At 40.0% G+C, this 13927-nt stretch carries 10 protein-coding genes and 1 pseudogene; 9 read left to right on the forward strand and 2 right to left on the reverse strand.

What is annotated here, in order from left to right; genetic code table 11:
- The first annotated feature begins 1031 nt into the window (after window positions 1-1031).
- Both MHI32_RS03820 and MHI32_RS03825 read left to right on the forward strand, forming a co-directional pair.
- Entirely contained in the window at window positions 1032-1478 is a 447-nt protein-coding gene (locus tag MHI32_RS03820; RefSeq protein WP_340011905.1) for a helix-turn-helix transcriptional regulator, read from the forward strand.
- A gap of 2 nt (window positions 1479-1480) precedes the next feature.
- On the forward strand, window positions 1481-2728 hold the full coding sequence (locus MHI32_RS03825) for an MvaI/BcnI family restriction endonuclease (RefSeq protein WP_340011906.1): 1248 nt from the start codon (window positions 1481-1483) through the stop codon (window positions 2726-2728).
- Between the two features lie 16 nt (window positions 2729-2744).
- On the opposite strand, the gene MHI32_RS03830 is transcribed toward MHI32_RS03825, so the two are convergent.
- Window positions 2745-4343 carry a DNA cytosine methyltransferase gene (locus MHI32_RS03830; RefSeq protein WP_340011907.1) on the reverse strand — a complete coding sequence of 533 codons (1599 nt, stop codon included), beginning with the start codon at window positions 4341-4343 and terminating at the stop codon, window positions 2745-2747.
- A 731-nt stretch (window positions 4344-5074) separates the two neighbouring features.
- On the reverse strand, window positions 5075-5323 hold the full coding sequence (locus MHI32_RS03835) for a helix-turn-helix transcriptional regulator (RefSeq protein ID WP_340011908.1): 249 nt from the start codon (window positions 5321-5323) through the stop codon (window positions 5075-5077).
- A 152-nt stretch (window positions 5324-5475) separates the two neighbouring features.
- Between MHI32_RS03835 and MHI32_RS03840 the strand changes: the two genes are divergently transcribed.
- The 7 genes and pseudogenes from MHI32_RS03840 to MHI32_RS03870 all read left to right on the forward strand — a co-directional run bounded on the left by MHI32_RS03840 (window position 5476) and on the right by MHI32_RS03870 (window position 13857).
- A complete protein-coding gene (locus tag MHI32_RS03840; protein WP_340011909.1) occupies window positions 5476-5973 on the forward strand; it encodes a hypothetical protein in 498 nt (165 codons plus the stop codon).
- Between the two features lie 389 nt (window positions 5974-6362).
- A pseudogene (locus MHI32_RS03845) lies at window positions 6363-6536 on the forward strand (nuclease-related domain-containing protein); the annotation flags it as partial.
- Window positions 6537-6656: 120 nt separating this feature from the next.
- Window positions 6657-6791, forward strand: a complete 135-nt coding sequence (locus MHI32_RS03850) for a hypothetical protein (protein ID WP_340011910.1) — start codon at window positions 6657-6659, stop codon at window positions 6789-6791.
- Between the two features lie 375 nt (window positions 6792-7166).
- The gene (locus MHI32_RS03855) at window positions 7167-9425 is read left to right on the forward strand and encodes a DUF3578 domain-containing protein (protein ID WP_340011911.1); all 2259 of its coding nucleotides are present in this window, start codon (window positions 7167-7169) and stop codon (window positions 9423-9425) included.
- The gene (locus tag MHI32_RS03860; RefSeq protein WP_340011912.1) at window positions 9397-11811 is read left to right on the forward strand and encodes a restriction endonuclease-like protein; all 2415 of its coding nucleotides are present in this window, start codon (window positions 9397-9399) and stop codon (window positions 11809-11811) included. Before MHI32_RS03855 ends, MHI32_RS03860 begins: the two co-directional genes overlap by 29 nt.
- Before the next feature lie 623 nt (window positions 11812-12434).
- Window positions 12435-13013 carry a sigma-70 family RNA polymerase sigma factor gene (locus MHI32_RS03865; protein WP_340011913.1) on the forward strand — a complete coding sequence of 193 codons (579 nt, stop codon included), beginning with the start codon at window positions 12435-12437 and terminating at the stop codon, window positions 13011-13013.
- Window positions 13006-13857, forward strand: coding sequence for a hypothetical protein (locus tag MHI32_RS03870; protein WP_340011914.1), 852 nt, complete (start codon window positions 13006-13008; stop codon window positions 13855-13857). The genes MHI32_RS03865 and MHI32_RS03870 overlap by 8 nt, the downstream gene beginning before the upstream one ends.
- Window positions 13858-13927: the final 70 nt, after the last annotated feature.

The raw sequence follows: 13927 nt of genomic DNA on the forward strand, positions 1-13927 counted from the left end.
TCTAAGAGAATATGATATTGTTAATTATGACAATCTTCCTCAGGTAACAGAATATAAAATCTTGAAGGATTCACATGTATGTTTGAACTCTAATATTGTTAATATGAAAACTAGTTTTTACAGACCAACTACCAAGCATGGGGATCGAGAATTTGGACATACAGTTTTAAAAAAAATATATTTCATCCGGATGATCTTGAGATTGATAGCGTCACAAAAATGCTGGTTGTCAGACAATCAGCATTTTTACATGTGGTGAAAGATTTCTGACAGACGTTTCATCCAATGAATGATAGCATCTAGAGAATATGTAACCTGTTTATCTTATATGGGAGAATCAATAATGAAAACTATGTTACGCCTTTATTATGAGGACGATACAAACTACCATTCGACTTTTTTTGATTTGTTACATGGGGATACAGAGACGAAGCAGACCAAAGATCTCTTGTACCTAATTTAAGTGATCCTAACTTTATACAGCTGTTTTAAATGAAATTGACCGTATGGCAAAATATAAGTACCTAGAATTTAAGCAGGAAATTGATTTTGTTCAAGTAGACGCAGATATGTTATCAGCTTGAGTGTGAATTCTTTATGAATAGTCTGATTTGTCAATCGAAAATAAGTTGCAATTAAACAAGATATAACCATCTCTTTTGATTGAATAAAGAGACTGTGAAAAAAACAACAAAAGAAAAGCATTGGATGAGAAAAACTCAACGGTTTTTCATCCAGTGCTTTTTTATTTGATTTTGCTTGCTGAATGTCCATTTTTTTGAGAATAGAAGCGAACTTCTAAAGAGTGGTCTTAAATTAGGCATGGCTCTTTCCTCCAGACAGGAGGCTATATTTTACCGGAGGGCTGGCTCACTCACAACCGGAATGATGACTCTATTTCATCGCAATATTCATGCAGGTTCTTTTTTATGTAAACCAAAATATATACCAGATGATATGTCCCTTTTAGCATAATTTTTATCTGGCTAGTGAAGGTAAGATAAAAATAAAAACCTGAAAGAGATGTGGGTATGAAAGTATTTGGAGAGAATATAAAGAACGCTCGCTACTATCGTGCTCTTTCCCAGAATGAATTATCGAAAAAATCCGGTATCAGTAGATCTTCTTTATCAATGATTGAGAATAGTAAGATTGATATTTACTTTGAAACTGCTAAAAGACTTGCAGAATCACTAAATATTAGTTTAACTCAATTATTATCTCGAAGTTTTAGTGATGGGAAAATAATAACCTTTATTGAAGATGATTTTCTATTAATTTTTTCTCAAAATGTAAAAAGTCTATTAAAGAAAAAAAATAAATACCAGACATATCTATATGCATCTACTACCCTAAGTCCTTCAACGATTAATGAGATCTTGAATCAAAAAGTAAGTCCTAAATTATCATCACTTTATCAGATTGCAGATGCGCTAGATACAACTGTTAGTGAGCTAATTACTAGAAGAGAGGGATAAAAATGATTTTTACGCCATACGATGACGAAATCAAAGTGATAAATAATATTCACAAACATAACAATAACGAATATACCTTGTTAAGACTAACATCGACAATGATTGAAAAGAATAACATTGATGCAAATGCACTCTTTCGAGATTTACTCTTTAATAAAAACGTAGTTGATTATGAGAATCTTGCTAATGGAGCTAAAAATGGTGTTATAACCACAGCTATATTTTTATGTAATGATATGCAGCTAGAAACAAAAATGAATTTTTATCGAGTTGCTAATAACCGTGGTGATCGAAGATTTTCAATTTACGGAATTAGTAAACTTCTTTCTAATCGAAAAGTTAATGTAGGGGATTTATTATACCTTACTGTAACAGTGGGCCCAAACCCAACAGTTGTAATTATCAATGTAACGAATAATATTCCAACAGAATTTGAGTTAAAGCAAGTTTTTGGCATAGATGATATTGCCGATTCTGCAAGTAGATTGATTCCTTTAGTTAAAAAAATTGCACAGGCAGGATATCATCAAAATTCTAAAGGTAGTGGTAAATTCTCACCTAAAGACGCAGGTGATACCCTTGAATCATTGCTGGGGATAAAAACAAATAATAGCCCAGAAGCAGATTTTGAAGGGAAAATTGAAATTAAGACAAAATCCGCTAAAACGTTAGATACATTGTTCACCCTTCGACCGCAGTTTGATGGAACTACTATAGCAAAATATGAAATAAAGGATAAAAATAGAGTTTCAGCATTTGCTAGATACTATGGGTATGAATCTGATAAACACTTAGGGTATAAGAGCCTTTATATTACGATTGGTTCAAAGGAGGCCCCACAAAATGCCCAAGGTTTTTATTTATGTGTCAATGAAGAAGAAAGGAAAATTGAATTATGGGGGAAAGATCCAAATTCTAATAAAGTAGAAATCACAGCGTTTTGGAATTTCTCAGATTTGCAGAATGAATTATATAGAAAGCATCCAGCAACTCTATGGGTAACAGTTAATCAACGAATGATAGAAGGGACAGCTGAGTTTAATTATACCGAGGCAGAATTGTCTAGGTCCCCTCAATTTACAACATTTCTCGCCCTGATTAAATCCGGGGGAATTACCTATGATTGGAGAGGTTATATATCACCTGATGGAGCTTACAAAGGGAAAAATCATGGGAATGCTTGGCGAATTAGAGGAAAGTATAGATGCTATCTATTTGGCAACATCGAGAAAATAGAATTATTAGAATAAAAACTAAACAGGGAGCTTAGGCTCTCTGTTTAGTTTTTATGTTTAAATTAGATTTTTCTTCACCTAATTTGATTGCTTTCATAGCTTCTGTTGCAATTGCCTTTGCTAATAAAGGTGGAACAGCATTACCAACTTGCGTAAATTGTGGAGTTTCTTTTGCTCGCATACTTCCACCAGTAGTTCGTTTACCTAAAAACTCAAAGCTATCGTCAAAAGACTGCAATCTTGCCATTTCTCTAACAGTTAAAATCCTATTGAAAAATGGATGGATATAATCATCGGGTAATGTAACCATGGTTGGGGCTACACTCTGTGAATTAAGTCTTGTCCGAATTCCTTTTCTTGTAAATATTGCATCAGCCATTAAATTATTAATGTCGCCCCTAATAAATAAGTTATTAAGAGTATCTGCATCATAACGCTTATTTAATTCGTGTTTAACATTGTCCATGAATTCATGAGCATTTTCAATAGTGGTGTTAAGTCTACGGCTTAGAGAACTTATGGCTGTTTTAAAATCAATATCAAAAGTATGATTTTGTTCAATCATACTAATCTGTGATAATTGTTTACTAGTATGGTTTAACCACAGTTTTGTAATCTTTATTGACTTGTGATAATCATATTTTTGCAGAGTCTTTTGAATAATCTCAGCATTTTGCTCGCTATTAACTTGATAAAGTGTTTCATAGAATAATTCCGGAGCTACTTCTAACAGATTTATTCCTTCTTCTTTTAACCTAGTCAACGCTCTTTTTCTATTTTCACCTTGTTTATAAAGGGAAAATCTTTGTATCACAGATTGGTCATGACTAGAAGTTTCCATATTGGTGATTTTGGTTCTTTTAACGGGTTTCTTTATAATTACATTCGGTGTCCTTCCCAAAAGTGATTCATTAGAGTATTGGGTAGAATAATTGCTACTTTTATAAAGATCACCAAGAGCATCGTGAACCGTAACCATACTTTCCTGAGGTTCAGGGTACGAAATCGGATAGGTTCCATTTCTATAAGCAAGAAAAATTGCTCTATTTCTTTGTTGAGGAACTCCATAGTTTGCAGCATTTAAAACCTGCATATCTAGGACTTGGTATCCAAGACCTTCAAGTTCAGTTCGAAGAATAAATGGAACTAGATTTTGCCCAGTATAAATGCGACCATCCTCTAAAATACTTGGAAAGTCTAACATCAGCAAATCTAAAATACCCTTCACATTTTCCATTACGACATATTTTGGCTTCACATCTTTAATTATTCTAAGATATTCGTGAAAAAGCATATTTCTTGGATCACTGGAATCACGTTTTCCCAGACGGCTAAATCCTTGGCAAGGAGGGCCTCCAAACATCACATCAATTTTACCGGGAGAAAAAATATTTCCGTATTTCAAAGAATTTATTTTATCAAAGATAAAGTTTGAAGAAAGATCTCTAATATCAGCTAACTCAAAATAAGTATCTCTTCCGTGTACTAAGCCAAGCTGTTCGTGACGATTCATATACGTTTCTTGTACCATGGGACTTTTGTCACTGGAAAAAACAATATCAAAGCCCGCTTGTAAGATTCCCTCGCTGAATCCGCCTGCGCCACAGAAGAGGTCAATTGCATATGGCATGGCTGTCCACCCTTCATAACACTTAATGTTGACATTATAGCAAAAAAAAAATATCAAGTCCAGGACTTTTTACAGGAAATTTTAAGCGGACTTATTGTCAAATACAAATATAAAATGTGTAGGTAAAAAAAGTTTGTTTAAAGTAATGAATTTATAAACCCCACCCGAATTATCTCGAGGCTACTGAAAAGTCCGATTACTAATTTGACTTAAGATTATACATTAAAGGAGTAAGTTTATCTAAAGGCAATATTTGGACTTCCGGTCGCTTTCGTCTCCAGATATCCTGATTTTTACCGCTGTTAGCGTCATAAAGTAAGTTAAAACAACAGGATCGATTTCCTCTAAGTGTAATTCATATTAGTTTGGTACGAAATAACGAATGGAATTACACTCTCTTTATTAAGAGGGTATTATTATTTCTTCAATAAGAGAGTAGAGTTACAACCATAAGACATCTAGATTGGGTTAAGCTAAATTAATGTCTCAATTATTGATACGTAAAAACCAAAACTAGCAGTTTTAACCTAAGGTAAGGAAAAGTAAGAGTATTTTTTTGTTTAGAGGTTCTACTCTCTACCTAACACGATGGTTGTCGCCTACAGACGAGCCTAAGAATGCTAAGATGGGGCCATAGTTACTTCGATTCTCCACCTTCTGAACGTAATAGATTTATGCACTTATACTTGATTGCCAAATTTTTCAGCACGATAGTCATCCCCATCATCCCTTCACTCACCCTCACCTAACAACTCCCCAACAGAAACCTCCAACGCTTTCGCAACGGCAACCACCTCGTAATCCTGCACAAGTCTATTTTGACCTTCCAATCTTGATAAACTAGTTGGGCTGATGTCTAAACCAAAGGTTTGTAATTTGGCGAGGAATTCCTTTTGCTTCATTCGCTTAGCTTTACGAATTGTTACAACTCGGGTTCCAATGATGTTTTTGTCACCCGGGGGCTCTTTGCGATGTCTCATTTTGGTGTCACCTCACAATTTAACCAAATTGTATGCGAGATATGCATTGTTTTAATGCGAATATCGAATTAAAATAAAATAAACCGATATGCGCATTAAAATTTCTACACATCTTCTACAAACATAGCTTTACCATGAAGGAGGGGGGGGTAATGCAACATCTGATGCACAAATATGAGGAGGAAAAGCGCAAGCTGAATGAACTCGGCCAACAATCACTGGAGCAGGGGATTCCCTTAAGCAGCAATGAAGCGGTTCAGGTCCAGAGCCGTAAGTTGGATGAACTCATTAATCGGATGTATCAAGAGAAAAGCGGACATGCAGCGTCATTTTGTTTGAACTTTTGTCTTGGAGAGGAGATGGTGAGCATTCCGGCATGGTTTTTACAGACGATTCAAGGTCGATTGGATGAGGTAACTGCACAGATTGAGCATCAATCCGAATCTAGACATGCTTTCGAAGAAGAGAGTGATGCTTTCCTAGCATTGTTTGCCTCTATGGACGTTGCACGTATGCCGGAGTTTGAGGATTGGGAGGATAAGCTTCAATTAAAACAAGCAGTTCTCAATGAACGTCTATATCTACAAGGACTTAAGGATGGCGTGCAACTTGCAAATGTTTTTGTTGCCCCTGCAGTAGTCTCAGACTGAGTCATGTCCTGTTGAGTCTGCCGTAAAAAGTACATAAGTTTCGGACTCAAAAGGTATAAACGAATACTCTATTTTTGGACTGTCCATTCGACAGTCTATTTTCTTTTGTGTATTTTTTGGTAAATAATGAATCTTTCAATGCGCTTCATTTAAAAAGCGAGTAGGCTTCCATTCATAATCTGAATAAAGGGTTATATTCCCATATTGTCGAATAACCATACATATTGTAAATCCAGATGATACGAAGGATCTACTATGCTGAAGGCTCTATTTTCTCTTTTCAAAAGATCCGATTCTAAGCCGCGACATGCTGTGCGCAGCACACAAAACTCCATGTCGAAACCGAAGGTTGCTCCCACACGAATTGGAGGGCTAGACCGTATTGCTTATTTGTCATTGAGACGAAAAACTACAATGGAGAAATTAAAGGTGGGCGAACAGATCAACAATGGTCAGTGAGCAATCGTTACAAGATGTATAATCCGCTGAAGCAAAACTATGGACATATTAAGGCCATCAAGAGCCAGATACAAAGTATAGCTTCAGTGAAATTTATCTCTATGGTTTCATTCACGATGAGATGTCGCTTCAGTATTAATCCGGATCTTCGGAAAATCCTCCCGGACGAACTGGTTGTCTATGATGTGGAAATAAGTGAGTTTATTTCTAGGAAGCTGATCAGTTTGAAAACAGGAACTCCTGAACCTTCTATCTCTCCGGTGCAAATACAAACGATTTATGAGCATTTGCTTAAGGCAAATATAACAGATGCGGAGATTCACAAGCTTCATGTGAACAAAATTAACAACAGGGGCTGATTTTAATGCCGATCTACAACAAACTTGTTCGTGACAAAACCCCTAAATTTTCCGAAGGTCCGGTAAGGACTACAATTGCATAACGTTAGAGAAAGAATTTTATATTTCCGAACTAAAAAGGAAGCCTCGAGAAGAGGTAGAAGAGAATACCCGCGCCGCCGATGATACAGAGGGGGGAAGAGCTGGCTGATATACTTGAGGTGGTCCATTGCTCTTGCTCAAATACATAAGAATCTACCAGCTGATTTAGAGAAAGAACGTGCAAAAAAAGCAGAGGAACGTGAAGGTTTTAAAGAGCGAAATTTTCTAATTGAAGTAACTTTAATCAAACTTTAAGTAACTACTGTAATCATACAATCTTATTGGGGGATCAACATGTCGTTACCAGAATCTATAACTCAAATTTTTAGGAGAAAACAAAAATCATACAAGATGGTACTCATCTTATCCTTAATTGAAGAGTTGAAGTCTATCAATCAGGAGAGAGCTTCTTATGATAAAGTGAAGAATCGATTTCTTGCTTATTATATACAGCAACAAGATCTTGGGCATAGAGTAGATGAGACACCTATTCGCTATCACGCCCGATGGAATGAATTAACGAAAGGGCAACTTAATTCTATTTTAACGACACCTGTTAAGGTTCTTTCAGAGGTTATATTTGTTGATACAGAAGATAATTCGATTGGTTTTTTTTCTGAGATAAAGAATCAACTCGGGGAGGCTGGCCTAGACCAGTTGAAGAAGCTAGCAAAAGAAGAACTACATAAGTATAATACTGCAATGCAACAATTTTCTCTGAAAAATCACCTAGAGAATATTATGGCCCAATACGTTCTGGCCAAAAGAGAACCCTTTAAAGATCATTCATTGGGCACACTATTAAGAAAGACGATTCCTTCTGAGCTAAGGGCTTTGCCTTTCCTGAATGAGGAGCACTATAAGATTCAAGGCTCCATTGGACAGGGGAAATGGTCAGATGTGCCTTGGTTTTCAATATTAGATAAACGAATTACTAGTACCACTCAAAGCGGTGAATATGTCGTCTATCTTTTTGCCGAAAATATGAGTGCCGTGTATCTAACACTTGCCCAAGGAGTAACAACTGCACCGAAGGAGAAGGGTAGCAAGGATAAGTATGCCTATCTACGCAATAAAACCCAAGAAATACGTGAGCTCATTCCACTCGCAAATATGAATAAGGACGAAAACATTCAGCTCCTGGGCCACGGTCGAGGGAATGATTATCAGGCATCTACAGTTGCTTATATAAAATATGAACGTGGTAAAGTGCCGTCGGATGAGAAATTGATACAGGATCTACAGAACGTAATGGAAGATTATCGAATCTATGTAGAAGATCACATACTTAATGAAACGGCAAGCACCATGGAGGTAGAGCCAGTGACAGAGTATATGGAATCGGTACCTGAGCCAATTAACGACGTCGAAATCCCCTCTATCCTCCAACAAATCCAATCTCACATCCGTCGCAAAGGTTTCTTCTTCCCTGAGCACCTTATCGAGAATTTTTACCTCTCGCTAAAGACTAAGCCTTTTGTCATTCTGGCAGGCATATCCGGAACAGGGAAGACTCGGTTGGTGAAGCTGTTTGCAGAAGCTCTTGGTGCAACGGGGAATAACGGACAGTTTACCTTGATCCCAGTGCGGCCGGATTGGAGTGATCCTGCGGATCTGCTGGGGTACAAGGATCTTTCGGGCAGGTTCAAACCGGGTCCGCTTATGGAAGTATTAGTAGAGGCGCGGAAGCCGGAGAATGGACATAAGCCATATTTTATCTGTATGGATGAGATGAATCTGGCGCGGGTAGAGCATTATTTCAGTGACCTGTTAAGTGTGCTGGAAACGCAGGACTGGCAGGAGGGGAAGATCCAGACACAGGATCTCATATCTTCTACCATGCTGGATACGCCTGAGGATCAAGTGAAGTTTGGCAGCCTCGGTATCCCGGAGAATGTGTTCTTAATCGGGACTGTGAACATGGACGAAACGACACATCCTTTTAGCAAAAAGGTACTGGACCGAGCCAACACACTGGAGTTCAATTACATCAATCTGCAGCAGTATCCGGACATGAGTGAGCAGGAAGAGACGGAAGATCCCGCTGATCTTGCCGAACTGAATCATCTTTTTCTGCGCTCCGATTATTTGCAGCTAGTGGATGCCTATGATGCCAACAAAGAGCTAGTTGTCCGGACGACAGAGAGATTGGTTATGATCAATGCTTTGCTTGAGGATGTCCATGCTCATGTAGGTTTCCGGGTACGCGATGCGATTTGCTTCTATATGATCTATAACGAACGGTACAAGCTGATGAATGAGGAAGAAGCTTTTGACTGGCAACTGCTGCAAAAGATACTGCCGCGCATTCAAGGGAGCCATTCTTCGGTTCGCCGGGTATTGTTGAACTTGATGAAAGGGGCTCTTGGTACAGGATCTGGTGTGACGGTAAATATTGAAGATCTTATGGACAATGATGCTTCTCCACTCTACCTGAAATGGGCTGCTGGACAAACTCCACCTACGGCCAAACATCCACAAAGTGCTCGGAAATTGGCTTTTATGCTTAGGAGGCTAGAGGAAGATGGATTCACCTCATACTGGCTCTCTTAATCAGGCGGTAGAATTGCTCCGTGTAGAAACGGAGCTTTTTACGCTTTTTCTTCAAGGACGGCCTTATCATCCTACGGTGGAGACCTTGCGGCTTCATCGTTCATCTAGTCAGGAATGGGTGGGTGCGCAGCTAGGGATTTTTTGCTCCGAACGGCTTGGTAATGTTCAGATTAAAGTCTTTTCCCCTGAAGCCCATGGGATGGTGGACTGGCAGCAGAGGGAGTCTGTTTTTCCTTGTTTTTATGAGACACAGTCGTATGAGCTGGTGATTCAGAAGAAGACCGCTGCTAACCTATCTTTTTATCATGAAAATGTGCTGCTTCGGCAGGCAATTAAGCCTCTAGGTGAGACTATTCTTGCGGGTGTTCTGAACTTTGGGAATGAGGTAGGTTTGACGGAGTGGGAGATCCGCAGTTCGGGACAGGCTTTGCTGCGGGTAGAGATGGAGATCTTTCCCTCTAAAATGGATTACAAGCTGGATTACCAGAATATTTTAAATGAAGTGAATGAGCATATTTATAACTTGGCTTTTGATTTTTTGCGCAAAACCTACCAACTAACAGGCTTGCGGGAGACGCAGCATCAGAGCCTGACGGAGTTTTTCACCATACTTCAGCATGTGTTTAGACAGCTCTTGGATGCCGTTGAGCGGATTAACAAGAATCCCCATTACGCTCTGCTTCAGGACTGCCGACTAGTGGATGCCAATCGGGTCAAAAAGGCAGGAAGAGAGAACATCCGCGAGCTCGCGAAGCATCCCGAACGATTAAGAGAAGACATGAACCATGGATTCTTGACCATCGGCAGCCGAAATTACACAGCCACACATTTAATGGAGACACGAAGACGCCTCGCCTATGATACTAATGAGAACCGGTTCATCCGCTGGATGCTGGAACGCATTCATGGAAAGCTGAAAGAGCTCAAGGGTCGCTGGAAGATTAAAAACCGAACCCCAGATCCATTACTTATAAAAAGGTTAGACAACATGCTCACTCAACTAGAGCGGGTGCTCAAGATGGATTTTTTGCGTGAGGCTGGAGTAATGAGGCAGATGTCCGTTACACTGGTGCTGCAGATGGCCCATGGATACCGCGAGGTCTATCGCTGTTATCTAATGCTGCTCAAAGGCTTGTCGATCCAAGGTGATCTGCTGCGACTGTCTATGAAGGATGTCGCGCAGCTCTATGAATACTGGTGCTTCCTCAAGTTGAATCAGCTTCTGGGTCAGAAGTATAAGCTGGTGAAGCAGGATATTATTAAGGTGAATCGGAATGGTATTTTTGTTACACTTGACCGCTCGCAGAGCGCTAAGATGGTGTACGAGAATCCAGTTAACGGAGAGCAGTTCATCCTGTATTATAATGCGATTCCTAGCTCGGATAAGGCACCGACGCTCAATCAGCGTCCGGATAATGTGCTGACACTGAAGAAGAAGGATGCTGGCAAAATCAAAGAGTATAAGTATGTTTTTGATGCGAAATACCGATTAAATCCGGCTTATGAAGGGACTTCCTATCACCGCACTTATAGGCAGCCTGGTCCTGAAGAGGATGACATCAACACCATGCACCGCTATCGGGACGCCATAGTATATCAGGAGAAAGATTCGGGAGAATACGAACGAAGCATGTTTGGCGCCTATGTTTTATTCCCCTACCCGGATGAGGAGCGGTATAAGAGCCACCGATTCTACAAAAGCATCGAGCTATTGAATATTGGCGCTTTGCCATTCCTACCGAATTCTACAAGCCTAGTGGAGCGATTCTTGGATGAGATTATTCAGGATAGTCCGGAAAAAGCTTATGAACGCTCGACTCGTCCGCGCGGCACGAAAGAATACTATGCCAACCAACTCGCGGGTAAAAATGTTCTTGTTGGTTCTGTCCGGGGACCCGAACAAGTGGAAGTGGCGCTGCAGAAAGCTTTTTATCACATGCCGTTAAGGAATCTTGCAAATCAGAAGATCCTAACGCAAATTGAATACGTAGCGATGTGCCAATCCCGCAAAAAGTTCATTGATCCTGCAAAAACGGGGATTCACTGGGTAGGGAAAGTAGCGGATTGGAAGGTGCTGCGGCGTAATGAGATTAAAGAGGTTCCTTGTCGCTCGGGTACTGAAGAAGATCTGTATGTACGATTTACGGTTGAGGAATGGAAAGCAATTACGTCTCCTATCATGCTAGGTGGTCAAAGAATACAAACGGTGCTCTATACGAGTAAATATATTCTGGATCGTGCCTTGGAAATCGCGGAGCTTCGCTTAGAAACGGAGGGAGATCTTCGTGAATGGCGTGAGAAACGCCGAAGAGGCAGAGTGAAGGTGAAGTTGGATCATGACCAGTATGTGGACTTGGGAAAGGTTGTTGAAGTTCGGAATATTTAAGGCTAGTGAACATGAAGTAAGGTTATTGTCCTGCCAATCTTTCAAGCTTCCCGCTGGATAATGGCAGGATTTTTTATATTGAGCAAATATAGAGCATCCTGTTAATAGAGTATACTTGGAATGAACATGTTATGATAACAGTTTTATAGAAAGATATCACCTAGAAAAGCTTACGGATGCGCTGGATGTACAAGTGTGATGTATTGATCCTGAAAATCTTGAAGTTCATAAATTATGAAATTAATTGTACCGCAGAGATTCTCCCCTTTTTCACCTCATATATATCCACCTCGTAACTCTAGTAACAACACTTTCGCGGATTACACTCTTTTACCGCCATTGTTTCGTCCACTTGCCTATAAGCTCGCCGAAACATCGGCTGATCTTGTTCATAATAGAATTTCCCTTATCCCACAAATTCGGCTCGAAGTTGCTGTATGTTCTATTGAATGAATGTTGAAAAAAGCCTCTGGCTTCCGCGTTTTTTCCCACCCTCCCACAATAATCAAAAGATTTGTTAATGGTTTGGGCGTTTCTCCGTATTAACATATGTAAGTTTCTTCACAACAAATTGCGCAATTTGTTTAGCTTTTCGATGAAGGTGAGGTGGAAGGAGGGTGGAGATGGAGGTTATCCAGGGTAAAGTGGAGCGTTACATGAATAACGAAAGATCACGTGAAGCTATCATGTCCAAAGAGGAATTTACCCGGATGTATGATACGTACTACCAACGTGTTTACAAATATATCTGTTATCGGATTAATAACCACCACGCGGCAGAGGACATATGCAGTCAGGTGTTTGAGACGGTGATGTGTAAGTATTACAGCTTTTCAGAAGAAAAATCGAATTTTGAGGTTTGGCTGTTTGCCATTGTAAGGAACGCTGTGACGGATTACTTCCGGGGGCAGAAGAAAAGAAGCTACACCTCACTAGATTCTTTGCTGGAGCTCATATTTCCCAAGCCGTCTCCGGAGGAACTGGCGATTCGTGAGGATAATAATCAAGCACTGTTCAAGGCGCTCTCCAAGCTACGTGAGAAGGAACGAAATATCATTGCAATGAAATATGGGGCTGGGCTGAAAAATTCCGAAATTGCACAGATCATGGGAGTTAGTGAGTCCAATATCGGTGTCGTAGTATATAGAAGCTTGAAAAAACTGCATATTTCCTTAAAGGCAGGAGGGTTCAAAAATGAATAAGAAAGATGATCTCACCAAATTCAGCAAAACCATAGAACTGCTTGAGAATGCCGAACAAGGCAGCACTACCGCCAAAGAAAGAATCTATAACCGCTTGATATACAAATTGGACCATGGGGCACTTAACCCCCAATCAGAGATAAAGGACGGGATAACGATGAAAAAAAGCAGCTGGAGAAATGCAATAGTGATTGGCAGTGCAGTAATTTGTCTGGGTGGAGCTTTCTCTGCAACCTCCTATGCACAGGATATGTTCCAATCGATTATGGCAAAGTTTGAAGTGGGAAATCTCGAAATCACACAATACGATAAGGAAATCCCATCGGCAACACAGTCAATGACTCCATCTGAAGATGCCCAAGGTGGGGAGAATGCGGTCATTGAATTGCCGGTTGCAGCTAAGTTGAGCCTAGATGAAGCACGTGCAGCACTTGGCATGAACTTCCCGGCACCCGATTGGATGGGAGACTATGAGTTTGTGAATTGTGTTCTTCAGGGGACCAGCATGGTTGAAGTGCAGTATAACTCCGGTGAGAATGCTGTGAATTTTCTAATCTCCAAGGGCGGGGACAATGGGATCAGCACTACGGAAGAAGTGAAGACAGAAGTAATTAACGGGACTAAGGTTTATTATGCAAATGGAATTGTGATTTGGGAAGAGGATGGCTATACAGTAGAGTTGTATTCCCAAGTAGACTTTGACCAAGCTACACTAGGGAAAATCATTGATAGCTTTAACATTGGTGCGCCTGTTCAGCCTTTAGAGCAAGGTCAAGTGAAGGAGAACTTGCAAAAGAATGGCGCAGCAGTTGCAGCTCCGGCTCCGGCTGTAGATTCAAAATAAAAGACTTACTCTGGGCAGCAGCAGCAGCCTATAGTTACACACAGAAGACGCGAGGGGATTAGTCCCCTGA

Origin of the sequence: Paenibacillus sp. FSL H7-0690 (assembly GCF_037980415.1) — a bacterium.
In the GTDB taxonomy this organism is placed as follows: Bacteria; Bacillota; Bacilli; order Paenibacillales; family Paenibacillaceae; genus Paenibacillus_AQ; species Paenibacillus_AQ odorifer.